21 protein-coding genes and 1 pseudogene are annotated in these 23934 nt (G+C 71.7%); 5 read left to right on the top strand and 17 right to left on the bottom strand.

All coding sequences use genetic code 11. The features are described 5' to 3' along the window. Positions 1 to 56: 56 nt before the first annotated feature. From BFF78_RS33805 to BFF78_RS48560, 9 genes and pseudogenes are all read right to left on the bottom strand, one after another. Entirely contained in the window at positions 57 to 875 is an 819-nt protein-coding gene (locus BFF78_RS33805) for a TrmH family RNA methyltransferase (RefSeq protein ID WP_069781922.1), read from the bottom strand. An 84-nt stretch (positions 876 to 959) separates the two neighbouring features. Further along, complete coding sequence (gene cobA, locus BFF78_RS33800) at positions 960 to 2192, bottom strand: uroporphyrinogen-III C-methyltransferase (RefSeq protein ID WP_069781921.1); 1233 nt, start codon at positions 2190 to 2192, stop codon at positions 960 to 962. A gap of 141 nt (positions 2193 to 2333) precedes the next feature. Further along, the gene (gene cobT, locus BFF78_RS33795; protein ID WP_069781920.1) at positions 2334 to 6566 is read right to left on the bottom strand and encodes a nicotinate-nucleotide--dimethylbenzimidazole phosphoribosyltransferase; all 4233 of its coding nucleotides are present in this window, start codon (positions 6564 to 6566) and stop codon (positions 2334 to 2336) included. A 344-nt stretch (positions 6567 to 6910) separates the two neighbouring features. Further along, positions 6911 to 8131: a precorrin-6y C5,15-methyltransferase (decarboxylating) subunit CbiE gene (gene cbiE / locus BFF78_RS33790; protein ID WP_069781919.1), complete on the bottom strand. Its 1221-nt coding sequence runs from the start codon at positions 8129 to 8131 to the stop codon at positions 6911 to 6913. An 87-nt stretch (positions 8132 to 8218) separates the two neighbouring features. Further along, positions 8219 to 8857: a GNAT family N-acetyltransferase gene (locus BFF78_RS33785; protein WP_069781918.1), complete on the bottom strand. Its 639-nt coding sequence runs from the start codon at positions 8855 to 8857 to the stop codon at positions 8219 to 8221. A 131-nt stretch (positions 8858 to 8988) separates the two neighbouring features. After that, on the bottom strand, positions 8989 to 9819 hold the full coding sequence (locus BFF78_RS33780) for a MetQ/NlpA family ABC transporter substrate-binding protein (protein ID WP_069781917.1): 831 nt from the start codon (positions 9817 to 9819) through the stop codon (positions 8989 to 8991). 66 nt (positions 9820 to 9885) lie between these two features. Then, positions 9886 to 10623 (bottom strand): methionine ABC transporter permease, encoded by a 738-nt coding sequence (locus tag BFF78_RS33775; RefSeq protein ID WP_069781916.1) that lies wholly within the window; start codon positions 10621 to 10623, stop codon positions 9886 to 9888. Then, positions 10620 to 11663: a methionine ABC transporter ATP-binding protein gene (locus tag BFF78_RS33770; RefSeq protein ID WP_069781915.1), complete on the bottom strand. Its 1044-nt coding sequence runs from the start codon at positions 11661 to 11663 to the stop codon at positions 10620 to 10622. Before BFF78_RS33770 ends, BFF78_RS33775 begins: the two co-directional genes overlap by 4 nt. Before the next feature lie 349 nt (positions 11664 to 12012). Next, positions 12013 to 12165, bottom strand: a pseudogene (locus BFF78_RS48560) (HAD family hydrolase); the annotation flags it as partial. Between the two features lie 64 nt (positions 12166 to 12229). On the opposite strand from BFF78_RS48560, the gene BFF78_RS33765 reads away from it, so the two are divergent. Next, positions 12230 to 12589, top strand: coding sequence for a hypothetical protein (locus BFF78_RS33765; protein WP_069781914.1), 360 nt, complete (start codon positions 12230 to 12232; stop codon positions 12587 to 12589). Further along, positions 12570 to 13010 carry a hypothetical protein gene (locus BFF78_RS33760; RefSeq protein WP_193433592.1) on the top strand — a complete coding sequence of 147 codons (441 nt, stop codon included), beginning with the start codon at positions 12570 to 12572 and terminating at the stop codon, positions 13008 to 13010. The genes BFF78_RS33765 and BFF78_RS33760 overlap by 20 nt, the downstream gene beginning before the upstream one ends. On the opposite strand, the gene BFF78_RS33755 is transcribed toward BFF78_RS33760, so the two are convergent. The 3 genes from BFF78_RS33755 to BFF78_RS33745 form a co-directional block, all read right to left on the bottom strand. Then, a complete protein-coding gene (locus tag BFF78_RS33755; RefSeq protein WP_069781912.1) occupies positions 13000 to 13497 on the bottom strand; it encodes a GNAT family N-acetyltransferase in 498 nt (165 codons plus the stop codon). The genes BFF78_RS33760 and BFF78_RS33755 overlap by 11 nt on opposite strands. A 45-nt stretch (positions 13498 to 13542) precedes the next feature. Further along, entirely contained in the window at positions 13543 to 14049 is a 507-nt protein-coding gene (locus BFF78_RS33750; RefSeq protein ID WP_069781911.1) for a sigma-70 family RNA polymerase sigma factor, read from the bottom strand. Between the two features lie 93 nt (positions 14050 to 14142). Continuing rightward, positions 14143 to 15318 (bottom strand): glycerophosphodiester phosphodiesterase, encoded by a 1176-nt coding sequence (locus BFF78_RS33745; RefSeq protein WP_069781910.1) that lies wholly within the window; start codon positions 15316 to 15318, stop codon positions 14143 to 14145. A gap of 362 nt (positions 15319 to 15680) precedes the next feature. On the opposite strand from BFF78_RS33745, the gene BFF78_RS33740 reads away from it, so the two are divergent. Further along, positions 15681 to 16352, top strand: a complete 672-nt coding sequence (locus tag BFF78_RS33740) for a lysophospholipid acyltransferase family protein (protein WP_069781909.1) — start codon at positions 15681 to 15683, stop codon at positions 16350 to 16352. Positions 16353 to 16449: 97 nt separating this feature from the next. Here the strand turns inward: BFF78_RS33740 and BFF78_RS33735 are convergent, their stop codons facing one another. From BFF78_RS33735 to BFF78_RS33715, 5 genes are all read right to left on the bottom strand, one after another. Continuing rightward, positions 16450 to 17973 (bottom strand): MFS transporter, encoded by a 1524-nt coding sequence (locus BFF78_RS33735; RefSeq protein WP_069781908.1) that lies wholly within the window; start codon positions 17971 to 17973, stop codon positions 16450 to 16452. A 22-nt stretch (positions 17974 to 17995) separates the two neighbouring features. Next, the gene (locus tag BFF78_RS33730; RefSeq protein WP_193433591.1) at positions 17996 to 18544 is read right to left on the bottom strand and encodes a TetR/AcrR family transcriptional regulator; all 549 of its coding nucleotides are present in this window, start codon (positions 18542 to 18544) and stop codon (positions 17996 to 17998) included. Between the two features lie 83 nt (positions 18545 to 18627). Then, a complete protein-coding gene (locus BFF78_RS33725) occupies positions 18628 to 19599 on the bottom strand; it encodes an aldo/keto reductase (RefSeq protein ID WP_069781907.1) in 972 nt (323 codons plus the stop codon). A gap of 194 nt (positions 19600 to 19793) precedes the next feature. Then, a complete protein-coding gene (argH, locus tag BFF78_RS33720; protein WP_069781906.1) occupies positions 19794 to 21224 on the bottom strand; it encodes an argininosuccinate lyase in 1431 nt (476 codons plus the stop codon). Between the two features lie 49 nt (positions 21225 to 21273). After that, entirely contained in the window at positions 21274 to 22470 is a 1197-nt protein-coding gene (locus BFF78_RS33715) for an argininosuccinate synthase (RefSeq protein WP_069781905.1), read from the bottom strand. A 165-nt stretch (positions 22471 to 22635) separates the two neighbouring features. On the opposite strand from BFF78_RS33715, the gene BFF78_RS33710 reads away from it, so the two are divergent. After that, positions 22636 to 23223, top strand: coding sequence for a pyridoxamine 5'-phosphate oxidase family protein (locus tag BFF78_RS33710; RefSeq protein ID WP_069781904.1), 588 nt, complete (start codon positions 22636 to 22638; stop codon positions 23221 to 23223). A 3-nt stretch (positions 23224 to 23226) separates the two neighbouring features. Further along, on the top strand, positions 23227 to 23931 hold the full coding sequence (locus BFF78_RS33705; RefSeq protein ID WP_069781903.1) for a L,D-transpeptidase family protein: 705 nt from the start codon (positions 23227 to 23229) through the stop codon (positions 23929 to 23931). Positions 23932 to 23934: the final 3 nt, after the last annotated feature.

Genomic DNA, 23934 nt, shown 5'->3' with positions numbered 1-23934 from the left:
GTCACGAGCCCGCCGGGTAGCAGCCGCGCAGGAGTCCGGTCCGGCGGGCGAGGGACTCAGGACTCCGGGCGGCCCGTGGCCACCGCGTAGAAGGCGACCGCCGCGGCCGCTCCCACGTTGAGCGAGTCGACGCCGTGGGACATCGGGATACGGACCCATTCGTCGGCGGCGACCAGGGCCTGGGTGGACAGGCCGTCGCCCTCGGCGCCGAGCATCAGCGCCACGCGGTCCATCCTGTGCGGGGCGGCCTCGTCGAGGCTGCGGGCCTTGTCGTCCGGGGTGAGGGCGAGCAGAGCGAAGCCGGCCTCACGGACCTGCTCCAGGCCCTTCGGCCAGGTCTCCAGCCGGGCGTACGGCACCGAGAACACCGCGCCCATGGACACCTTGACGCTCCGCCGGTACAGCGGGTCGGCGCAGTCGGGCGACAGCAGCACCGCGTCCATGCCGAGGGCGGCCGCCGAGCGGAAGATCGCGCCGATGTTGGTGTGGTCGTTGACCGACTCCATGACCACCACCCGGCGGGCGGAGCGCAGGAGTTCGCCGGCCGTGGGCAGCGGCTTGCGCTGCATCGAGGCGAGGGCGCCGCGGTGCACGTGGTAGCCGGTGACCTGCTCGGCGAGTTCGGGGCTCACGGCGTAGACGGGTGCGGGCAGTTCGTCGATGACGTCGCGCATGACGTCGATCCACTTGGCCGAGAGCAGCATGGAGCGCATCTCGTAGCCCGCTTCCTTGGCCCTGCGGATGACCTTCTCGCCCTCGGCGATGAACAGGCCCTCGGCGGGCTCGCGCTTGCGGCGCAGCTCGACGTCGGTCAGGCCCGTGTAGTCGGAGAGACGGGGGTCGTCGGGATCCTCGACGGTGATGAGATCGGCCACAGGGTGATACTGCCTTGTCCTGGGTGTGGTGCCAACGGCTGGGAAGGGGTGTGTTACCCCGGGTTACGCGTGATCAAGGACCCGTCAGGCCGGGGACCCGGGGCCGACCGTGACGACCTCGCCGATGACGATGACCGCGGGGGGCTTCACTTCCTCGGTCCGTACGGTCTCGGCGACCGTGGCGAGGGTGGCATCGACACGGCGCTGCGCGGCCGTCGTACCCTCCTGCACCAGCGCCACCGCAGTGTCCGGGGACTTGCCGTGGGCGACGAGCGTCTCGGCGATCTTCCCGATCTTGTCGACGCCCATGAGGATCACGAGTGTGCCGGTGAGCCTGGCCAGCGCCGGCCAGTCGACCAGGGAACGCTCGTCGTCCGGGGCGACATGGCCGCTGACGACCGTGAACTCGTGGGCGACGCCCCGGTGGGTGACGGGGATGCCGGCCGCGCCCGGCACGGAGATCGAGCTGGAGATGCCGGGGACCACGGTGCAGGGGATGCCGGCCTCGGCGAGCGCCTGGACCTCCTCCATGCCCCGGCCGAAGACGAACGGGTCGCCGCCCTTGAGCCGTACGACCGACTTGCCCTGCTTGGCGTGCTCGATGAGCGCGTCGTTGATGGCCTCCTGGGCCATGTAGCGGCCGTACGGGATCTTCGCCGCGTCGATCACCTCGACGTGCGGCGGGAGTTCGGCGAGCAGGTCGCGCGGACCGAGCCGGTCGGCGATGACGACGTCCGCCTCGGCGAGCAGCCGGCGCCCGCGGACCGTGATCAGGTCGGGGTCGCCGGGGCCGCCGCCGACCAGGGCGACGCCCGGGGTGCGGGTGCGGTGGTGGGGCGCCACCAGGGTGCCGTCGCGCAGGCCTTCGACCACCGCGTCCCGGATGGCGGCGGTGTGGCGGGGGTCGCGACCGCGCGCGTCCGTGGTGAGCACGGCGACGGTGACGCCCTCGCTGTGGCCGGTGGCCGGGGTCCAGGCGGTCGCCCGGTCGGCGTTGTCGGAGCGGACGCACCAGACGCGGTGGCGCTCGGCCTCGGCGGAGGCTTGTGCGTTGGCCTCGGGGTCGCTGGTGGCGATGAGGGCGTACCAGGCTTCGGCGAGGTCGCCGTCCTGGTAGGGCCGCTTGACCCAGGCGATCTCGCCCGCGTCCGCCATGGCCTCGACCGAGGGGGTCGCCGCGGGGGATACGACGACGATGTCCGCGCCGGCTGCGATGAGTGCGGGGAGGCGGCGCTGGGCCACCGTGCCGGCGCCGAGGACGACCACGCGGCGGCCGGAGAGGCGAAGGCCTACGGGGTAGGCGGGGTGTTCGGCCATGGCGGGGCTCCTCGTGCAGCTGTGCGATGGGGGCGCGCTGCACCTTCGGAGCGGCCCTGACGTGCGATTTTAGCGATGCGCAGGGCAGAGGGCACCGGGTGGTCCGGCAGCTGGGCACCGGACCACCCCATGCCGTGACGCCTACTTCTCGGTGACACCCGCCGAGTCGAACGTAGCCACCTCGTGCATCGCCCGCGCCGTGCTCTGTACCAGCGGCAGCGCCAGCAGGGCGCCCGTGCCCTCGCCCAAGCGCAGGTCCAGGTCGACCAGCGGGCGCAGGCCGAGCTTGTTGAGGGCGGCCACGTGGCCGGGCTCCGCGCTGCGGTGGCCGGCGATGCAGGCCGCGAGGACCTCGGGGGCGATGGCGCGGGCCACGAGGGCCGCGGCGCCGGCGCTGACGCCGTCCAGGATCACCGGCGTACGCAGGGAGGCGCCGCCGAGGAGCAGGCCGACCATCGCCGCGTGCTCGAACCCGCCGATGGCCGCGAGGACGCCGATGGGGTCGGCCGGGTCCGGCTGGTGGAGTTCCAGGGCGCGGCGGACGACCTCGGTCTTGCGGGCCAGCGTCTCGTCGTTGATGCCCGTGCCGCGGCCGGTGACCTCGGCCGGGTCGGCGCCGGTGAACACCGAGATCAGCGCGGCGGACGCCGTGGTGTTGGCGATGCCCATCTCGCCGGTGAGCAGCGCCTTGTTGCCGGCCGCCACCAGGTCGCGGGCGGTCTCGATGCCGACCTCGATGGCCGCCTTGGCCTCCTCGCGGGTCATCGCGGGGCCGGTGGTCATGTCGGACGTGCCGCCGCGGATCTTGCGGGGCAGCAGGCCGGGCGTGGCGGGCAGGTCGGCGGCGACGCCGACGTCCACGACGCACACCTCGGCGCCGACCTGGCCCGCGAAGGCGTTGCAGACCGCTCCCCCGCCGAGGAAGTTGGCCACCATCTGGGCGGTGACCTCCTGCGGCCAGGGGGTGACGCCCTGGGCGTGCACGCCGTGGTCACCGGCGAAGATGGCGACGGCTGCGGGCTCCGGGATCGGCGGCGGGCACTGCCGGGACAGCCCGGACAGCTGCGCGGAGATGATCTCCAGCATGCCGAGCGCGCCGGCCGGCTTGGTCATGCGCTTCTGGCGCTCCCAGGCCTCGCCGAGGGCCTTGGCGTCGAGCGGGCGGATCTGTGCGACGGTCTCGGCAAGCAGGTCGTGGGGTTCCTCTCCGGGCAGGGCGCGGCGGCCGTACGTCTCCTCGTGCACCACCCAGGACAGGGGGCGTCGCTTGGACCAGCCGGCCTGCATCAGCTCGGGCTCGTCCGGGAACTCGTCGACGTACCCGACGCACAGGTAGGCGACGACCTCCAGGTGCTCGGGCAGGCCGAGCGCGCGGACCATCTCCCGCTCGTCGAAGAAGCTGACCCAGCCGACGCCGAGGCCTTCGGCGCGGGCGGCGAGCCAGAGGTTCTCCACCGCGAGCGCCGAGGAGTAGGGCGCCATCTGCGGCTGGGTGTGACGGCCGAGGGTGTGCCGGCCGCCGCGGGTGGGGTCGGCGGTGACGACGATGTTGACCGGGGTGTCGAGGATGGCCTCGATCTTCAGTTCCTTGAACTGCTTGGCCCGGCCCTTGGGCAGCGACTTGGCGTACGCCTCGCGCTGCCGCATCGCCAGTTCGTGCATCGTCTGCCGGGTGTCGGCGGAGCGGATGACGACGAAGTCCCAGGGCTGCGAGTGGCCCACGGAGGGCGCCGTGTGGGCGGCCTCCAGGACGCGCAGCAGCACCTCGTGCGGGATCGGGTCGCTGCGGAAGCCGTTGCGGATGTCTCTGCGCTCGCGCATGACCTTCAGGACGGCCTCGCGCTCGGCGTCGGCGTAGCCGGGCGCGGCGGGGCCGGTGGACTTCGGTGCTTCCGCCACTGCGGCCGTGCTCTCTTCTTCCTGGTCGGCGGCCCTGGTCTGCAGGTCCTCCGCTTGCTGTACGACATCGGGGGCGAGCTCCGCGTCCGGCGCCGGCGCGGGAGCCGGCTCGCCCATGCGCGGCGCCGGCACCATGGCCGACGGCTCCGGCGCGTCCTCGGGGATGACCAGGGGCTGCGGCGGGGTCGGCGCCAGATGCGGGGTGGTGGGCACCTGGCCCTCGACCGGCACGAACTGCCCGAGCGGCTGCTCCGGGTGCGGCGCCACGTTGGAGGGCAGCGGCTCGGCCGGTGCGGCGGGGGCGGGCTGCCCGGCAGCCTCCGGATGCGCGGCGACAGCATCGGCCGGGCGCGCGGCCTCGGCTTCGGCGGCGGCCGGCGCGGGAGTGGCCGTGGCGGGCTGGATCTGCGGGCCGGCGGGGGCGGGAGCGACTGTCTCGGGCTGGGGCTGCGGGTGCGGGTCCACGGCCGGCTGGGGCTGAAGGCCGGCGGCCGGCTGGGGCTGAAGGCCGGCGGCCGGCTGGGGCTGAAGGCCGGCGGCCGGCTGGGGCTGAAGGCCGGCGGCCGGCTGGGGCTGAAGGCCGGCGGCCGGCTGGGGCTGCGGTGCGTCGGGCGCGGCCTGCGCGAGGGGTTCGGCCAACTGCGGGCCCTGGGCCGGGTAGAGGTGCGGCTCGGGCGTGGTGGGGGCCTCGGCCGCGGGCTCGGGTGCTGTGGCCTGCGCTTGCGGCTGCGGCGTGGGGGCCGGGGTGACGGGCGCGGGCGCCGGTACGGCGTCGGCTGCGGGTACCGCGGACTGCTCGGGCGTCTGGACGTTGTCGGCTGCGGGCGCCGCTGCCTGCTCGGGTGCCTGTACGGCATCGGTGGCGGCCACGGGCTGGGCGGCGGGCTGGGCCTCCACCGCGCCTGGCTGCGGCGCCACGGCACCGGGGGTGTGCGGGTCGGGCTGCGCCGAGGCGACTACGTCCGGGGTGGGAAGGGCCTCCGGAGCGGCGGCCGGCACCTCTGCGGCGGGAACGGCTGCCGCGGCCTCGGCTGCGCCCTGGACCGCGACGGCCCCTTCGACGACCTCGGCGACCTGGCTGACGTGGGCGGCCTGTGCGTTCTCGCTCTGTTCCGGGGCCTGACCCGCCGGAACGGCCTGCGCACCGACCTGGGCCGCTTCCGACACCTCGGGTGCGGAAACGATGACCGCGGTCCCGGCGGCGCCTTCGACGGCGACGGCACCCTCGGCGACGGCGGACGCCTGCCCGGCGTCGACGGCGACCGGCGCGCCCTCGCTCTCGGACGGCTGAGCGTGCTCGGGCGCCGTAGCGGCGTCGGCCGGTACGGCTCCCGCCTCCTGAACGGCAACCTGCTCGGCCGGCGGCGTCTCCTGCGGGGCGACAGCGTGGGCGGCGGTGGCCTGATCGCCGGCCGCGTCACTCTCCTCGACGGCGACCGGCGCGGTCCCGGGCGCCTGAACCGCCTCGTCCACGGGCGCACCGGGAGCGGCGACCACGCCACCGTCCTCGGCGGCCGTGACCTCGGCGGGCTGCGCAGCGGCCGCGCCCTGCGCGACCTGCCCGGTCTCGCCCTGACCCGGCTGAACGCCCTCGGGCCCATCGGAAGCGGCAGACTCGAAGCCGCCCTCGGGCACCTGACCTGCGGCCACCGGCTGAACACCCTCGGGAACCGCCCCCTCAGGAGCCGTATACACCCCGTCGTGGCCGTGCACGGGCTGCACGCCGTCGTGACCGTGCACCATCTGGGCCGTGCCCGGAGCCTCTACGGCCGCCTGGTTCGCGAGGCGGGCGACAGTTGCCTGGGCGGCGTCGGCCGCCTCGGACGGGCCGACGGCGGCCGGGGCAACCGTTTCGACGGCCGGTGCCTGTGCCGCGACCTGGACCACCGCGGCCGGAGCCGGTGCGCCGGCCTCGGCCACCGCGGCGGCGGGCGCCGCGCCCCAGGGGGCCGCACTCTGCGGGGCCATGTCGCGCAGCGGCTGCGCGTCGAGGTACTCGGGCCCGGTCGCGGGCGGACCCGGCTGCCGTACCGGCGCTCCGGCGGGACCGCGGTCGGCGAGGGAGCGGACCGGGCTCGCGGAGGCGTCGGGGATCGGCGGGCCGAGGTGCAGCGGACGGCGCGGCGGCTGCGGCGCGGCCTGCTGGTCCTGCGGGGCCGACAGGACGGGTGACTGCGGCGCGGACGGCGCGGCCGGGTTCGGCAGGCGGACGCCGCTCAGGTCGACGGAGCCGCTGTCGCGGCCGGCCGTCTCGTGCGGGCCCGGCTCGTGGACGGCCTCGACGATCGGTTCCGGAGCGGGTGGCGGCACCTCGTTGCCCCACGCGCCCTGGGTGCCCGGCAGCAGCAGGTCTTCGTCTTCGGCGGGTGCCTCGGAGAGGTAGGTGTACGCACCGTGCGCGGGGACGCCCGGCTGTTCCACCATGCCTGCGCTCTCCGGCTGCCCCTCGGCCGGGACCTGGCCGGTGTCGGTCATGCGTACCCCTCGCCCATCGGTTAGTGCTCCTACGACCAGCTCACCCGGAACGGCGCACCGACCGCCCGTAGTGAAGAACGAGCGTCCGTGCCCAGCGGCACGAACGACCCGCCGGAAAAGGCGACAAAGCCATTCAGTGGCATTGTCCCGGCCGTTGCGCCGTCGCGACAGCATGATCCGCGACGGCCCGCTGTGGACTGCGCCACGTTGCGCGTCCTCCGGTTCCGCAGTACCACACCCACCCCAAAACGGGCGTGCTTTCCGGACATTGGCGAACGAAGTTCCGGGCCGCCCGGTGTGGCACAACGATCGGCCAGCCTACCGCGCGCAGTACGACAACAGGATCACGGGTTGCGATCCGGGAGTACGCCGCTGAGCAGGAACGCGACGCTCCGCTCGGTCTCGGTCCAGGCCCGGGTGTCGAGTTCGACGGACTGCAGCAGCGCGCACTCGACCCGGTATCCGTGCTCGGTCAGATCGCGCCCGACGAGTTCGGCCGCGTCACGGGTCGCGGCATGCGTCACGATGCGCTGCGGGCGCCGGTCGGCGACCGCGGAGACGACGGCCGCTCCCCCGCCGCCGACCCGGACGACGTCCGGCTCGGGCAGGTTCTCCAGGACGTGCGGGGCGGTGCCCTGGACGACTTGGAGCTGGACGCCGTACCGGCGCGCGGCCGTGTCGGTCCGGGCGCAGGCCCGCGGGTCCCGGTCGACGGCGATGACGGCCGCGCCGGCGCGCGCGGCCTCGGCGGCGAACGCTCCGGAACCGCAGCCGATGTCCCAGACGAGGTCGCCGACCCGGGGGCCGAGACGGGCGAGTTGCGCGGCGCGCAGCAGTTCCCGCTCGCCCTCGCCGAGCCCGCCGGGCCCGTCGCCGTAGGTCTCGTCGGGCTGGACCCAGCCGCGCGGTCCGGCGCCCGGGTCGCGGCCGGCGATCCAGCCGCCGCTCTCCCCCGCACCGGCCGGGCCGCCGATGACGATGACGACGTTGGGGTCGCGCCAGCTGTGGTCGGCCGCGTTCTCGGAAGTGACGACGGTGACCTGTTCGCGTTCGGTGCCCAGTTCCTCGCAGATGACGAAGGTCCGGTGGACGCCCTCCAGCAGGAGCCCGAGCTCGGCGGGTCCGGCGCCCGGGGCGGTGAGGACGGCGACCTTGGTGTGGGCGCGGCAGACGTTCACGGCCCGGCGCAGGGTGCGCGGGTGGGCGACGACCACCTGGGCGTCGTCCCAGGGCATGCCGGCGCGGGCGAAGGCGGCGGCCACGGAGGAGACGGCGGGGACGACCTCGACCTCCAGGCCGAACTCCGGGGCGCGCAGGGTGCGTACGACGCCGAAGAAGCCGGGGTCGCCGTCGGCGAACACGACCGCGGTGCCGCGGTGGGCGGCGATCCGGCGGGCGGCGAGCGCGACGCTGCCCAGGCGGATGCGTTCGGCGGTGGGCGGCACCTCGGGCAGCGCCAGGTGGTGGGCCGCGCCCGCCACGAGCGTGGCGGCGCCGAGGGCGGCGCGTGCCGCGCCGGTCAGCGGCGAGCCGTCCCAGCCGATCACCGTGACCCGGTCGGCCATCGTCGTTTCTCTCCAGGTCTTCGCAGGTCGTCAGGGGTGCGGTCCCGTAGCCGGGCTCCCCGAGAGTACCCGGTGAAACGCAGCGGCTCAGTTCCAGTCCGAGTACGAGGTGAAACCGCCCGCGTCGGCCGGCTGCCCGCCGGTGCCGGACAGGTCCTCCGGCAGCAGGCTCCAGACGATGACGTCGGTGCGGACATCCGCCCACGTCCCGTCCGCTGTCCTGCTGCGCGCTATCCAGGCACCCCGCAGTACACCCTCGCTGATGCAGCCGATCTTCTGCGCGACCTGCTGGGAGGCGGTGTTGTCGGCGGCGGTGCGCAGTTCCAGGCGCTCGAACTTCTGGTCGTGGAACAGCCACTGCGCGGTGGCCAGAGCCGCCTCGCAGGCATAGCCCTCGCCGCGGGCCCACGGGGCGATGACGTAGGCGATCTCCGTCGAGCGCACCCGCCAGTCGGTGTGGCTCAGATGGACGGTGCCGACCAGGCGCTGGGTGAGGAACTCGTCGACGGCGAACACGATGCCTCGGCCGTCGGCGCGTTCGGCCGGGGCCTGCGCGGTGATCCAGGCGCGGGCGTCGGCCGCGGTGTAGGGCTGGGGGACGGAGGTCCAGGTGGTGACCAGTTCGTCGTTCATCATCTCGGCGAAGGCCTCGATGTCCGACTCCTCGAAGGGGCGCAGGACCAACCTCTCCGTGCTGATGGAGACGTTGGGAAAGGTGCCGTTCATGCGCCGCTCCGTAACTTCGGAAAAACCTTCAGGACCTGCTGAACTGCCCAGCATGCAGCATGAAACCACTGAACCGCACGACGGGGTCCGCCCCCGGTGAGGGAGCGGACCCCGTGGGTGTGCGCGTCGGATCAGAAGGACGCGATGACCGAGCCCTGGTACTTGTCCGCGATGAACTTCTTGACCTCGGGCGAGACGAGGAGCTTGGCGAGCTTCTCGACCCGCGGGTCCTTCTCGTTGCCCTTCTTCACGGCGAGGAAGTTGGCGTACGGGTTGTTCTTCGCCGACTCCAGGACGAGCGCGTTCTTGGCGGGCTTCAGGCCCGCGGAGATGGCGTAGTTGCCGTTCACCACGGCCGCGTCGACGTCCTCCAGGGAGCGCGGGGTCTGGGCCGCCTCGACCTCCTTGAACTTGAGGTTCTTGGGGTTCTCGGCGATGTCCTGCGGGGTGGCCTCGTTGCCGGCGCCGGGCTTGAGGGTGATGAGCCCGTTCGCGGCGAGCAGCTTCAGTGCGCGGGCCTCGTTGACGGCGTCGTTCGGGACGGCGATGGTCGCGCCGCTCTTCAGCGCGTCGGCCTTCTTGACCTTGTGGGAGTACAGGCCGAGCGGCTCCAGGTGCACCGTGACGACGGGCACGATGTGGGTGCCGCGCTTGTTGTTGAAGTCGTCCAGGTACGGCTGGTTCTGGAAGTAGTTGGCGTCCACCGAGCCGTCCTCGGTCGCCGTGTTCGGCGTGATGTAGTCCGTGAACTCCTTGACCTCCAGGTCGAGACCCGCCTTCTTCGCCAGGTTCTTCTTGACGAAGTCCAGGATCTCGGCGTGCGGGGTCGGGCTCGCGGCGACGACCAGCGGGCCGCTGTAGTCGTGGGAGGCGGAGGAGCTGCCGGAGCCGCAGGCGGTCAGCCCGAAGGTGAGGGCTCCGGCGGCGAGGACGGCGGTGGTGAGCTTGGCGGTGTTACGCACGAAAAGTGCCTTTCCTTAAGGGTGGTGCGACCCCGTGTGTGGGTGTACGGGGAGTCTTTGCGGGCCTCAGGCGGCCTTGCTGACGTCGGCGGCAGCGGGCTCCGTCGCCTTCAGCAGGCGGAGCTTCGGCGCCGGGCCGGAGCGGCCGCCGCGGCTGTGCAGGGAGCGGGCCGCGAGGTCGCCGGCGAACTGGATGAGGGAGATCACGACGGCGAGGATCGCGACGGTGATCCACATCAGCTGGGTCTCGAAGCGCTGGTAGCCGTAGCGGACGGCGAGGTCGCCGAGGCCGCCGCCGCCGACGGTGCCGGCCATGGCGGAGTAGCCGATGAGGGCGATGACCGTGGTGGTGGTGCTGGCGATCAGCGAGGGCAGGGCCTCGGGGACGAGGACCTTGCGGACGATCGTCCAGGTGTTGCCGCCCATGGACTGCACGGCCTCGACGAGACCGTTGTCCACTTCGCGGACGGCCGTCTCGACCAGCCGGGCGAAGAACGGGATGCCGCCGATGGCGAGCGGGACGATCGCGGCGGTCGTACCGATCGTCGTCCCGGTGACCCAGCGCGTGAAGCTCATCAGCGCGACCATCAGGATGATGAAGGGCATGGACCGGCCGATGTTCACGATCTGGCCGGTCACCTTGTTGGCGAGGAGGTTCTGCAGCAGGCCGCCCCGGTCCGTGAGGACGAGGAGGATGCCGAGCGGGAGGCCGACGGCGACGGCGATCAGGGTGGACCACAGCACCATCTGGAACGTCTCGGTACACGCCTGCGACAGCAGCGGCTGCATCTCGGACCAGGTCACTTGGCACCTTCCTTCACCAGCAGGGCCTCCTGGCCCACGACGTCGATCTGCAGGCCCTGTTCGCGCAGGAACCCGATCGGCACCACGTTGTCCTCGTAGCGGCCGGGCAGCTCGATGCGCATGCGGCCGATCTGGAGGCCGCCGACGGTGTCGATGGCGGCGCCGAGGATCGAGATGTCGATGTTGTAGGTGCGCGCGAGCTGGGAGATGACCGGCTGGGTGGCGGCCTCGCCGTGGAAGGTGACGTCGATGACGGTCCGGTCGGCGCCCGTGCGCTCACCGCTGACCGGGAACAGCGCGGCGGCGAGCTCGGAGCCGGGGGTGGCCAGCAGCTCGCTGACCGTGCCGGACTCCACGATCCGGCCCTTCTGCATGAGGGCGGCGGAGTCGCAGACCGACTTCACGACGTCCATCTCGTGGGTGATGAGCAGGACGGTCAGGCCCAGCTGCCGGTTCAGGTCGCGCAGCAGCTGGAGGATGGAGCGGGTGGTCTCGGGGTCGAGGGCGCTGGTGGCCTCGTCGGAGAGGAGCACCTTGGGGTCGCCGGCGAGGGCACGGGCGATGCCGACGCGCTGCTTCTGCCCGCCGGAGAGCTGGGCCGGGTAGGCCTTGGCCTTGTCGGCGAGGCCGACCAGGTCGAGGAGCTCCAGCGCCTTGCGCGAGCGCTCCTTGCCGGACGTGCCGAGGATCTCCAGCGGCAGCTCGACGTTGTCCTGCACGGTCCGCGAGGAGAGCAGGTTGAAGTGCTGGAAGACCATGCCGATGCGGCTGCGCGCCCGGCGCAGCTCCTTGCCGGCGCGCGGGCCGCGCCCGGCGAGGGCGGTGAGGTCCTGCCCGGCGACGGTCACGGTGCCGGAGGTGGGGCGCTCCAGCAGGTTGACGCAGCGGATGAGGGAGGACTTGCCGGCGCCGGACTGGCCGATGACGCCGTAGACCTCGCCTTCGCGGACGTGGAGATCCACGCCGTCGAGGGCGGTGACCTCTCGGCCGTGGGAACGGTGAGCCCGGTAGATTTTCGTCAGGCCCGAGGTGGTGATCACAGGATTTCCGTCACTGTCGAGTGCGCGGGCGTGGGTGTGCCCGGGCACGGGTGCATGCGGTTCAGGCATGAAGAGTGGATGTGCGTCTCGTATGGGTACGGCACACGGACATGCCACGGCTCTCGCTTCGGGGCGCGAGGCTCAGCTGATGCGGGGGCCCTCTAGAAGGCGCACATTCGACACATCAGGCGACACATACAACGAGCACCGGGCGTCATGGTCGCCTCGGTCGCAAGGATGCGGCAGCTCGTCGTGGTCATGCGATCAGTAAAGCAGACGGATGGCGCTGACCGGTCGCCGCCGTCCGGATACTGGACAGCGGCGGACAGCCCGGAAGGCGCACTCGGCGGCGGACGGAGATCCCCACACCCCCGTCGGTGACCAGTGCCGACGAGAGGGGCAGATCCTTCACCACGAGATCGGCGCCGGGTCACTCCGCCCGGTGGGTTGTGGCCAACGCCACGGTGACCATTCCGGCGGCGCGGCCCGCCTGGAGTCCTGCGGCGGTACGGCCTACGGCCGGGGTCGGCGGTCGGCGTCCGTTTCGGCCGTAATAAGGTCACCGCATGCTCAATGCCCTGACGCTGGTGACCGGGGTCGCCGCGCTGTTGCTCGCCGCCTGGTGCGGCTGGGCCGCCTACCGGGACCAGCCGACCAAGGACTGGCACTTCATCGGCATGGCCGTGGTGTCGCTGCTGGCGGTGGTGCAGCTGGTGGTCGGGATCGTGCAGCTGGCGCGGGGCGAGAAGCCGGCGCAGGGTACGACGATCTTCGTGGCGTATCTGCTGGGCGCGTTCGCGTGCGTGCCGGCGGCGGGGTTCATGTCCCTGGCCGAGCGGTCCAAGTGGGGCTCGGTGACGGTCGCCGCGGGCGGTGTGGTGCTGGCCGTGCTGGAGGTACGGCTCTATGACATCTGGGGAGGCTGAGGTGACGGCGGTGGAGGACAAGCCGACCCGGTTGATCAGCGGGCCGGGCATGCTGCTCGTCTGGTTCTACGGCGTGATGGTGGTCGGTGCGGTGTCGCGGTCGGCGTACCAGATCAGCACGGACTTTCAGCGGGCGCCGCTGGCCTATTCGCTGTCTGCTGTTGCCGGGATCGTGTACGGGTTCATCACGTACACGCTCGTCCGGGGCGGGGAGACGGCCCGCAGGGCGGCACTGGCGTGCTGTGCCGCCGAGCTCGCGGGTGTGCTGCTCGTCGGTACCTGGACCCTGGTCGACCACTCGGCGTTCCCGGACACGACGGTCTGGTCGTACTACGGGGCGGGGTACATCTTCATCCCGGTGCTGCTGCCGATCTCCGCGATGTACTGGCTGCGGAAGGCGCAGAACACCGTCAAGCCGTAGCCGCGTACGTCCCCGCCTGCTTTTCGAGGACGATCATCTCCACTCCGTCGGCGCCCTTGGAGCGGCCCACCGTCTCGTAGCCGGAGCGGCGGTACAGGCGGAGGTTGCCCTCGCTGCGGTGGCCGGTGAAGAGGCGGAAGCGGGTCGCGCCGCGCTCTTCCGCCAGCGCCGCCTCCGCCGCGCGCAGCAGCCGGGCGCCGATGCCGTGGCCCTGGAGGCGCGGGTGGACACAGAGCTTGCCGATGGCGGCCGTACCGTCCTCGGCGAGCTTGCCGCGGACCGAGCCGACCACCTCCTCGCCGAGCCGGGCGACGAAGACGCAGTCGGAGGTGACCTCCTCGCGGACGGAGTCCAGTGTTTGGACGAGCGGGTCGATGCGGTAATTGCCGTACAGCGCCGCCTCGCTCTGGAAGCACAGGTACTGGAGCCGGAAGATCTGCTCCGCGTCCTGCTCGGTCGCCACCGAGATGGTCACGCTCATGCCCATGTGCGCACGCCTCCCGCTCACCTGATCACCTGTCGTCCCCCACTCCTATCCCCGCGCTTCGCGAGCCGCAACCTCCGGCGTGAGCAATCGGCGCAGACAACCCAGACATCTGGATCGTTCCGGGCCAAGACTGCCCTGTGAGATACCCAACTCCCCCGCGATCTCCCGGTATGTCAGATCCTTCGGGGACAGCAGGGCCTCGATGAGCCGGGGGCAGCGGCCGGGCAGGCGGCGCACCGCGTCGCGCAGCGCGCGGTACCGGGCGGCCGCGAGGACGAGCTGTTCGGGACCGGGGCGGCTGTCGTCCACCGGTTCGGCGTCGTACGGCCGCTCCAGGCGGGTGATGCGCCGGCTGCGGCGCGCCTCGGCGCGGACGGCCGCACGCAGCCAGCCCTGCGGATCGCGTGGCGGCCCCTCGGCCGCCATCCGCTCCAGCAGACGCACCCAGACGGCCTGCTCCAGATCACCCGGCTCGCTCCCGGCGGCATATGCCTCCGCCGAGGCCTCGGCGGTGAGCAGCGGGTGCAGGGCGGCTACCAAGTCGTGCGTCATATGCGGAACGACGCGCCGCCCCGGACACAGGTTGCCGGGGCGGCGTGGAGTCACCCCGAACGGGGTGCGCGGGAGACCGGTGGGTTGACGCGGTCAGCCCGCCAGGAAGTCGGCGCGGGCGAGCACGCCGGTGTCGGCGTTGTCGGTGAAGACGCCGTCGATACCGGTCGCGAAGTACGTCTTGAAGGCGCCGAAGGGGTCGCCGTAGCCGTCGGCGGCGCTGCCCTTGCGGTACTCGGCCGGGAGGAACGGGTTCTCGTTGCGCATGGTGTACGGGTGCAGGATCAGGCCCACCTTGTGCGCGTCGCCGACCAGGGTGGTCGGCTGGGTGAGGCGGCCGTTCGCGTCCTTCGGGATGACCAGGTCGAGAGTCGGACCGATGCCCTGGGCGTAGCCGGCGATCTCCCGCAGGCCCTTGGGGGTGATCAGGTCGGCGACCGTGCGCGGGTCGCCCGCGTCCACGAAGTCGTACGGGCGGCTGTCCGCCGAGGACAGCAGTACGACGAGCGGGTTGTCGACCAGCTGGTTCAGCTTCTGGATGCTGGTCGGCTCGAAGGACTGCAGGATGACGGGCGAGTTCCGGCCGTCCTTGCCGTACTTGCGCAGCAGCTTGGCGACCCGCTCCTCCAGGCCCAGGCCGAGCTTGCGGAAGTACGTGGGGTGCTTGGTCTCTGGGTAGATCCAGACCTGCTTGCCGCGCTTGCGGGTCTGCTCGTCCTGCCACTTCAGGACCTCTTCGAACGTGGGTATCTCCCAGCGCCCGTTGTAGAGGGTGTTGTGCGGCCGGTTGGCCGGGATGCGCTCGACGGCGCGCAGGGTCTTCAGCTCGGCGAGCGTGAAGTCCTCGGTGAACCAGCCGGTGGTGGCGACCCCGTCCAGCATCTTGGTGGTCTTGCGGTCGGCGAACTCCGGGTGCGCGGCGACGTCCGTGGTGCCGCCGATCTCCGGCTCGTGCCGGCAGACGAGATGGCCGTCCTTGGTGGGCACCAGGTCCCCGGCCTCGACGACGTCGGCACCCAGGTCGAGCGCCAGGTTGTACGAGCCGAAGGTGTGCTCGGGGCGGTAGCCGCTGGCACCGCGGTGGCCGATGATCGTCGGCACCGGCAGGCCCTTCAGCCCCCGGCCGGTCCGGCCGGCCGTCCCGGTCTCGGCGGCCTCGGCCACGCCCGGCAGCCCGAGGACCGCTCCGCTCGCGCCGAACACCGCCGCGCCGAGGATCGCCCGCCGCCCGGTGCCCTGAGTCTTCTCGTTCGCCTGGTCGCTGCCCATCAGCGCCCTCCTGCCGTCCGCTCGTGAGTGCGGGCCGATCGTAGGGGCGCACACATGACCGAAGGGAGTCCCTCGACAGAACGCCCGGGTGACGCCGTATGTCCTGTGGGAGGCGAGTGGTGACGGCCCGTCGCATCGCCGGCCGGGGCGGCAGCCGAGTGGGTGAGGGCTTCGCGCGATCTCCGTCACACCGTCACAGCAGGGTTACGGCGCGTCCCCGCGACGTCACCGCAGGTAAACCCGCGTCAACACTTCGTAAGACCTCGGTGAACCGGCCGTACCCGATGTGCGCGGGGCCCAGGGCCGCGAGTAATGTCCTCACCTGCACAGACTCATATCGACCCTCGGCATCGGAGGACCCGTTGTCCCGCTTCGCGCTCATCAAGGCAGTGCTCGGACCGATCATGCGCCTGATGTTCCGCCCACAGGTGGAGGGCGTGGAGCACATCCCGGGGGACGGTCCGGTCATCCTCGCCGGCAACCACCTCACGTTCATCGACTCGATCGTGCTGCCGCTCGTCACCAAGCGGCAGGTGTTCTTCATCGGCAAGGACGAGTACGTCACCGGCAAGGGCGTCAAGGGCCGGCTGATGGCGTGGTTCTTCACCGGCGTCGGCATGATCCCGGTGGACCGGGACGGCGCGAGCGGGGGTGTGGCCGCGCTGATGACCGGGCGCCGGATCCTGGAGGAGGGGAAGGTCTTCGGGATCTACCCCGAGGGCACGCGGTCGCCCGACGGGCGGCTGTACCGGGGGCGCACCGGTATCGCGCGGCTGACGCTGATGACCGGGGCGCCGGTCGTTCCGTTCGCCATGATCGGCACGGACAAGCTGCAGCCGGGGGGAGCCGGGATTCCGCGGCCGGGCAAGGTGACGGTTCGTTTCGGTGAGGCGATGGAGTTCTCCCGGTACGAGGGGATGGATCGGGACCGGTATGTGCTGCGGGCCGTCACGGACTCCGTGATGGCCGAGGTGATGCGGCTGTCCGGGCAGGAGTACGTGGACATGTACGCCACGAAGGCGAAGGCCGCGTAGCGCCGCCGGCAGTTCGGCCGGTGGATGCGGGTGCGTTTTCAGGTGCGGGTGCGTGGGGGCTGGTCGCGCAGTTGCCCGCGCCCCTTACGTACTCACCTCACCCGGCGCTTTCCAGTTTTTGGCCCCTCAGCAAGAACCATGCCGCCGCCGCCGTCCCCAGCAGGACCGCTGCTCCCGCGCCCGAGGCCAGGTGGAGGCCGTGGACGAAGGATTCGCGGGCCGCGTCCAGCATCTGCTGGGCCGTGTGCGGGGGCATCTTCGTTGCCGCCTCCACGGCCGCGCCCAGTGATTCATGAGCCGTCGCCGGCGTTCCCGCCGGACCCGTGAAGTCGCGGTAGGTGCCCGTCACGATCGAGCCCAGCAGGGCGATGCCCAGGGCCGCGCCCAGTTCGTACGCCGTCTCGGAGACCGCCGAGGCGGCGCCCGCCTGCTCCTTGGGCACGCTGGACAGAATGACGTCGGCCGTCACGGTGAAGGAGAACCCGGCGCCGATGCCGACGACCAGCAGTGCCGCGCCGAGGACCGGGTAGCCCGTCGACACGCCCACCGTGGTCAGCGCGGCCAAGGCGAGGCCCACCGCGGCGAGGCCGCCCGAGACCACGGCGCGGACCGAGAAGCGGCGGGCCGCGCCGCCCGCGATCAGGCCGGCCGCCACCGCGCCGACCGCGGCGGGCAGTTCGGCGAGTCCGGCCTCGAACGGGCGCCTGCCCTGGACGAGTTGCAGGTACTGGGAGAGGAAGAACACCAGGCCGGACATGCCGAGCACGGTCAGCAGGTCGGCGAGGACCGCCCCGCTGAAGCCGCGGCGCCTGAACAGCCGCATGTCCAGCAGCGGGGTCGGCATGGTGAGCTGCCGGTGGACGAAGCCGTAGAGCGCGGCCGCCCCCAGCAGGCCCGCGGCGAGCGTAGGACCGGTGAACCCGTGGGTCGCCGCCTCCTTGACGGCGTATACGACGCCGATCATGCCGACCAGGGACAGGAGGACGCTGATCAGGTCCCAGGGGCCGGGGTCCGGATTGCGGGACTCGGGCAGAGTACGGATGCCGACCAGGACCAGGACCGCCATCACGGGCAGGTTGATGAGGAAGACCGAGCCCCACCAGAAGTGTTCGAGCAGGAAACCGCCCGCGATGGGGCCGACCGCCGTACCGGCGGAGGCCGTCGCGCCCCAGATGCCGACGGCGAGGCTGCGCTCGCGCGGGTCGTGGAAGAGGTTACGGATCAGGGCGAGGGTGGCGGGCATCAGGGTCGCACCCGCGACACCGAGCAACGCCCGTGCCAGGATCATCAGTTCGGGTGTCGTGGCGTAGGCGTTGAGCACGGATATCGCGCCGAACGCGGTGGCACCGCCGAGCAGGATCCGCTTGCGGCCGATGCGGTCGCCGAGGCTGCCCATGGAGACCAGCAGACCGGCGATGACGAAGGAGTAGACGTCGCCGATCCACAGCAGCTGGATGCCGGAGGGGGCCAGGTCTTCGCTGATGTAGGGGGTCGCCAGGCCGAGGACGGTGGCGTCGACGGCCACCAGCAGCACGGCCAGGACGAGGACGGAGAGCGCGAGCCAGCGGCCAGGGCGCTTCTCCACCTCCGCCGCACGAGCCGGCTGCAGGGTGCTGGTCATGATTCCTCTCTTCTTACGCGTCTTACGCGTTCGTACGTCGTGCGCCGCCGAGCAGCAGCTCGACGATCATGTAGGTGAAGTCCTTGGCAGCCACCCGGCCCTCCGCCACCGCCCAGGCGCCGGAGGCCAGCAGGCCGTACAGCGCCTCGGTGAGCCAGGCGGGCGTGAGGTCGATGCGGAACTCGCCGCTTTCCTGGCCGCGCCGGAACAGGGCCGTGAGGCGTTCGTCGATGCGGGCCCAGCCCTGGTTCTGCTGCTCGCCCTCGAACAGCTGGTTCTCGGTGTAGAGGAAGGCGAGCAGGCCGGCCGAGGGCTCGATGGCGCGGACCAGGCGGTGGACGGCCTCGCCCGCCGGGCCCTCGTCCACCCGGGCCGCCGCCAGCGCCGCCTCGCACTCCTCGATGCCGAGCGCCTCCAGGGCCCGTACGAGCGCGTCGCGCCCGGCGAAGTGGCGGTGCAGCGTGGCCCGGCTGATCCCGGCGGCCCTGGCGACCTCGTCCATGGTCGCGGTGGACTTACGGGTCAGCAGGGCGGCCGCGCTGCGCAGCACCTGGTCACGGTCGAGAGCCATGAGACAATCATAGAGCATGTGAGACATCATTGTCTCACGGTGGGCATGCGTGGCTCATTCTCGCTGATCAGCAGCGGTGTGGATCAGTGCCAGGGCAGCTGCCCGCGCCGGTCCCAGTAGGCGTGCGGGTCCTCGGTGAGCGTGGCGAGGCGGGTCAGCTGGTCCGCGTCGAGGTCGACCGCGGGAGCGTGGAGGTTGGAGACGAGCTGGGCGACCGTCGCGGCGCCGGAGAGCACGACGCCGGCCCAGGGCTGGCGCAGGATCCAGGCGAGGGCGACGGCGTCGCAGCCGAGGCCGGTCTCCTCGGCGACGGCCCTCAGTTCCGCCGGGGCGTGCGGGGCGGCCAGCCGGCCGTTGGCCATGCCCTCCTTGACGATCACGGTGAGCCCGGCGTCGTGCGCCTCGGCGAGCGCGGCCGCGGCCGATTTTTCGAGCACGTTGTACGTCGACTGGACGGTACGGAAGAGGGGCTCGCCGTCTGCGGTGATCTCCAGGGCGGCGCGGACGGTGTCGGCCTGGGCGGGGCCGCTGGTGGAGAAGCCGATGCTCAGGCCCTGGGCGGCGGCCTCGGCGAGCCGGGCGTGCAGGTCCTTGTCGGTGAGGGCCGGGCTGTCCGGGGTCAGCGAGTGGATCTGGTAGAGGTCCAGTCGGTCGCCGAGCAGCGCGTCGGTCTCGGCGCGCTGCCGCTCGTACGCGGCGAGGCTGTGGTCCTTGACCTCGTGCGTCTCGGCGTCCGCCGACCAGCCGGCGGTGTAGGTGTAGCCCCACTTGCTGCCGACGACCACGTCATCGATGTCGGGCCGGGCGTTCAGCCAGTCGGCGAGGAACTCCTCCGAGCGGCCGTAGGAGCGGGCGACGTCGAAGTAGCGCACGCCTTGGGCATAGGCGGCGTCGAGGAGTTCGTGGGTCCGGGTGCGCAGGGCGTCCGCGGTGCGCTCGGCCGGGAGGTCCTCCTCCCGGCCGAGGTTGATGTAGCCCGGACGGCCGACGGCGGCGAGACCGAGTCCGAGGTGCGCGGTGGGTGTGGTCGCGGCGGCCAGGCGGCTGAACGGCATGGCGGCTCCCTGCACGATCGGCTGAGGGCGGGTATCGCGCACCAATCTACCCAGCACCCCGCGGTTCAGCCCGCGCTGACGCAACGCGGCTCGAAGGCGGGATTCGGCAAGGTGTCGTGTACGTCTCGCGCTCCAGGGCGGCACGAAGGGCCCGGACGGGGGTGTCCGGGCCCTTTCCGCTCTCCTGCGGTTGGTCAGGCCTGCCTGGCCGTCGCCCACTCGTGCTGCGCCGCCACGTCGGCCTTGACCTCCGCGAGCTGTACGGCGACCGCGCTCGGGGCCGTGCCGCCCCGTCCGTTGCGGGAGGCGAGAGCGCCCGGCACGTTCAGGACCGTACGCACCTCGGGGGTGAGGTGGGCGGAGATCTTCGCGAACTGCTCGTCCGTGAGCTCGTCCAGTTCCTTGCCCTCGGCCTCGGCGACCTTGACGCACTCGCCGGCGACCTCGTGCGCCACGCGGAACGGGACGCCCTGCTTGACCAGCCACTCGGCGATGTCGGTGGCGAGGGAGAAGCCGGCCGGGGCCAGTTCCTCCATGCGCGCGCGGTTGACGGTCAGCGTGGCGATCATGCCGGTGAAGGCGGGCAGCAGGACCTCCAGCTGGTCACAGGAGTCGAAGACCGGCTCCTTGTCCTCCTGGAGGTCGCGGTTGTAGGCGAGGGGCAGGGCCTTGAGGGTGGCCAGCAGACCCGTCAGGTTGCCGATCAGACGACCCGACTTGCCGCGGGCCAGCTCGGCGATGTCCGGGTTCTTCTTCTGCGGCATGATCGACGAGCCCGTGGAGAACGCGTCGTGCAGGGTCACGAAGGAGAACTCCTTCGTGTTCCAGATGATGATCTCCTCGGCGATCCGGGAGAGGTTCACGCCGATCATCGCGGTGATGAAGGCGAACTCCGCGACGAAGTCCCGGGAGGCAGTGCCGTCGATCGAGTTGCCGACGCTGCCGTGCTCGAAGCCGAGGTCCTGGGCGACCGCCTCCGGGTCCAGGCCCAGGGAGGAGCCGGCGAGGGCACCGGAGCCGTACGGCGACACCGCCGTGCGCTCGTCCCACTGGCGCAGGCGTTCGGCGTCCCGGGACAGGGACTGGACGTGCGCGAGGACGTGGTGGGCGAAGAGCACCGGCTGGGCGTGCTGGAGATGGGTGCGGCCGGGCATCGCGACGTCCGGGTGGGCCTCGGCGAGGCCGATCAGGGCGTCCTGGAGACCGGCGATCAGGCCGCCGATCGTCCGGGCGTGATCCCTCAGGTACATCCGGAACAGGGTCGCCACCTGGTCGTTCCTCGACCGGCCCGCGCGCAGTTTGCCGCCGAGGTCGGGGCCGAGGCGCTCCAGCAGGCCGCGCTCGAGGGCGGTGTGGACGTCCTCGTCGGCGATCGTGCCGACGAAGGCGCCGGAGGCCACGTCGGCCTCCAGTTGGTCGAGCCCGGCGATCATGCGGGTCAGCTCGTCCTCGGTGAGCAGCCCGGCCTTGTGCAGCACGCGCGCGTGGGCCCGCGAACCGGCGATGTCGTACGGCGCGAGCCGCCAGTCGAAGTGGACGGACGCGGACAGCTTCGCCAGGGCCTCGGCGGGACCGTCGGCGAAACGGCCGCCCCAGAGCCGTACGTCACCGCTGTTGCTGCTCACTTGCGCTGCTCCTAGGGAAGTGGGTCGGTCGGGCGAGGTGTGCGTCAGGCTATGCCTGCAGATCGCGCCGGGCGGCGATCTTCGACGACAGGCTGTAGATGTCGATGAATCCCTTGGCCGCCGCCTGGTCGAAGGTGTCGCCGGTGTCGTAGGTGGCGAGGTTGAAGTCGTAGAGCGAGGACTCGGAGCGGCGGCCGGTGACGACCGCCCGGCCGCCGTGCAGGGTCATCCGGATGTCGCCGGTCACGTGCTGGCTGGCCTCGTCGATGAAGCCGTCCAGGGCGCGCTTGAGCGGGGAGAACCACTGGCCGTCGTAGACGAGTTCGCCCCAGCGCTGCTCGACCTGCCGCTTGTAGCGGGCGAGTTCGCGCTCGACGGTGACGTTCTCCAGCTCCTGGTGGGCGGTGATCAGGGCGATCGCGCCGGGAGCCTCGTAGACCTCGCGGGACTTGATGCCGACGAGGCGGTCCTCGACCATGTCGATCCGGCCGATGCCCTGGGCGCCGGCGCGCTCGTTGAGCTGCTGGACGGCCTGCAGGACGGTGACAGGCTTGCCGTCGACGGCGACCGGGACGCCCTCCTTGAAGGTGATGATCACCTCGTCGGCGTCGCGGGGCTCCGCCGGATTGGCCGTGTACTCGTAGATGTCCTCGATCGGGGCGTTCCAGATGTCCTCCAGGAAGCCCGTCTCGACGGCGCGCCCGAAGACGTTCTGGTCGATGGAGTACGGGGACTTCTTGGTGGTGGCGATCGGGAGCTGCTTGGCCTCGCAGAAGGCGATCGCCTTGTCCCGGGTCATCGCGTAGTCCCGGACCGGGGCGATGCACTTCAGGTCGGGCGCGAGGGCGACGATGCCGGCCTCGAAGCGGACCTGGTCGTTGCCCTTGCCGGTGCAGCCGTGGGCGACGGTGGTGGCGCCGTGCTTCTTTGCGGCGGCGACCAGGTGCTTGACGATCGCCGGCCGGGAGAGGGCGGAGACCAGCGGGTAGCGGTCCATGTAGAGGGCGTTGGCCTTGATCGCCGGGAGGCAGTACTCGTCGGCGAACTCGTCCTTGGCGTCGGCCACTTCGGCCTCGACGGCCCCGCAGGCGAGGGCGCGCTTGCGGATGACGTCCAGGTCCTCGCCGCCCTGGCCGACGTCCACCGCGACGGCGATGACCTCGGCGCCCGTCTCCTCGGCGATCCAGCCGATGGCGACGGAGGTGTCCAGACCGCCCGAATAGGCGAGTACGACGCGCTCGGTCACGGGTTTCTCCTCACACTGCACTTGCCGTCATGCATGAGTATGCAGAGTTCTGCATGATTCGTCAATCGAGGGTCGGGGTGAACGCCGACACCGGGCGGGCCGGACGATGGGCTCGTGCGCGAATTCGTTAGACAGGCGAATGAATTGCCTCGATAATCCTTGGACATGGGAAAGACCTATGAACGCATCGACGGCAGGCTCCGGACGTTCATCGAGGAGCAACCCCTCTTCTTCACCGCGACCGCCCCCCTGTCCGGCGACGGCACGGTCAACCTCTCCCCCAAGGGCCTCAAGGGCTCCTTCGCCGTGCTCGACGAACTGACCGTGGCCTACCTCGACTTCGCCGGGTCCAATGCGGAGACCATCGCGCACCTGAGGGAGAACGGGCGGATCACCCTGATGTGGTGCGCCTTCCAGGGCCCGCCGAACATCGTGCGGGTGCACGGCCGGGGCGAGCCGGTCTTCCGGGACGGCCCGCGCTTCAAGGAGCTGATCGCCCATTTCCCGGACATCGACCCCAGCGCGCACGGACTGCGCGCCGTCATCGTCGTACACGCGGAACTGATCCGGGACACCTGCGGGTACGCCGTCCCCTACATGGCGTACGAGAACGACCGTGACCTGCACGGGAAGCGGTTCGCGCGGGAGGACGACGCCTCGCTGAGCGCCTACTTCGAGAAGAAGGAGCACGTCGCGACGAGCCTGGACGGACTACCCGGGCTGCCGTTGCCGCTTCCCCCGTCTACCGTCTGAGCCATGCGCCCCGCTGTCGTGCTCGCCCTCGTGTCCGCGTCCTCGTTCGCCCTGCTCGGCCTCGCACCGGGCCCCGCGTCCGAGCCGCTGCCCGCCCGGATGGCGGACACCGGCGGAGGCAGCCAGCTGATCACCGCTCAGGCACCGGACACCGGCTCGACATCGGGCACGCTCACCTGGTGGGACCTGAAGGACGGGCAGTGGGTGCAAGCCGGTACGGCACCGGCGCGGTTCGGGGCGAACGGGCTGGTGGAGGGGGCCTCGCGGCAGCAGGGGACGAACACGACACCGACCGGCTTGTACGGCCTCCCCTTCGGCTTCGGGATCAAGGCCGCGCCGAGCGGGACGAGCGTCGAGTACCGGGCGGTGAAGGAGAGTTCCTGGTGGTGCGAGGACAACGACTCGGCGGCGTACAACCGTTGGGTGGATCCGCTGCCCGCCGACTGCCGCGGCTCCGAGTCGGAGCACCTCATCTCCTACTCGACGCAGTACGCGTACGGGCTCGTCATCGGCTTCAACTACGACCAGCCCGTACGCGGGCGCGGAGCCGGGATCTTCCTCCATGTGAACGGACAGGCGGCGACGGCCGGGTGTGTGTCGGTGCCGGAGGACGCGATGCTGCGGATCCTGCAGTGGGCGGAGCCGGAGCGGAAGCCGCACATGGCCATCGGGACGGTGGACGGACCCACCGCCGTCACCCGGTACTGAGGG

Source organism: Streptomyces fodineus, assembly GCF_001735805.1.
Lineage (GTDB): Bacteria > Actinomycetota > Actinomycetes > Streptomycetales > Streptomycetaceae > Streptomyces > Streptomyces fodineus.
Note: the sequence above shows the minus strand (reverse complement) of the source record. Positions and strands in the feature narration are given on the sequence as shown.